This window comes from Ferroplasma sp. Type II (assembly GCF_000496155.1).
Genome location: NZ_KI542839.1, coordinates 1 through 1,098, shown reverse-complemented (window position 1 = coordinate 1,098; position 1,098 = coordinate 1). Strand labels below are relative to the sequence as shown.

Genomic DNA, 1,098 nt, shown 5'->3' with positions numbered 1-1,098 from the left:
CTGGCTGAGGACAGAATAATATCCATATTTATGCTGCCGATGACTTTTATATGTTTCATTCAGGATTATATTAGTATAATTTAAATATTTACTGAATCATGGACTGGCAAACGAAAATATTTTTTATACTGTATACAATATACTTTAAATGTACGATGAAACATGTGTTTTCTGCAGGGAAATAGCAAATAAGGGAAATGCGGCATTTGTCTACGGAAATTCAAACATACTCGCATTTATGGATAATGCACCCATAGAAGAAGGCCATGTTCTTGTAATACCCAGAAACCATTATGAAAATATATATGATGTTGATAAGGATATATACCTTGAACTCCAGCTGGCAGTAAAACGTATAGCAATAGCCATAAGGGAAACGCTGAAAACAGACGGGCTCAATATAGGCCAGAACAATGGCAGGGTTGCAAATCAGATGGTAATGCATTATCATGTACATATAATACCCAGGTATTACAGGAAAAAGATAAACTGGGAAAGAGAAACTGCCCGTATTGATGACCTTGAAATCATTGCAACCAGGATTAGGGCAGGCATTAAAGAGGTAGAATTATGAAAAGTCTTGAGGAATTATATAATAGAGCATTGGAATTGAAGAATAAGGGCATGTCCGATAAGGAAATATCAACAGAGCTGCATCTTTCTGTAAATACTATAACATGGCTTCTGAGCAAGGATCTTAAAGGAAATCGGATTTCAGATACAAAGATCGGATGGCGCAGCATAGGCGTATATGGAAACAGAATAGAGAAAATAGCCGAGATAATGGGAGATATAATAATGGAAGATGTATCCATGGATAATGTAACATCCATAATGGGAATAACCATAAACGGAATACCCTACGCAACGATGCTATCAGATCTACTGGAGAGAGAATTAATCGTATACAGGCCACACCCATCCAGGAAAGAGGGTATGTTTAGCAGCAACTTTGCCGGCGTAAAGGGTAAAAAAATTGTCATAATAGATGATGTTATCAGTACAGGAGAAACAATGAAACGGACAATAGACGATGTACGGAACCAGGGAGGAGAAGTAATACTATGCGTTGTTCTTGTTTCCAAAATAAGTTCAGAT

The 1,098-nt window shown here is 36.9% G+C and carries 2 protein-coding genes; both read left to right on the top strand.

Features of this window, described 5'->3' with window-relative positions; translation table 11 throughout:
- Nucleotides 1-148: 148 nt before the first annotated feature.
- Nucleotides 149-574: an HIT family protein gene (locus AMDU4_RS13595; RefSeq protein WP_021786872.1), complete on the top strand. Its 426-nt coding sequence runs from the start codon at nt 149-151 to the stop codon at nt 572-574.
- On the top strand, nt 571-1,098 hold a 528-nt coding region (locus tag AMDU4_RS13590), incomplete at its 3' end, for an orotate phosphoribosyltransferase-like protein (RefSeq protein WP_021788503.1). The genes AMDU4_RS13595 and AMDU4_RS13590, both read left to right, overlap by 4 nt.

Coding starts and splice junctions, on each gene's coding strand:
- AMDU4_RS13595 (WP_021786872.1), top strand. CDS start 149: ATGTACGATGAAACATGTGTTTTCTGCAGGGAAATAGCAAATAAGGGA.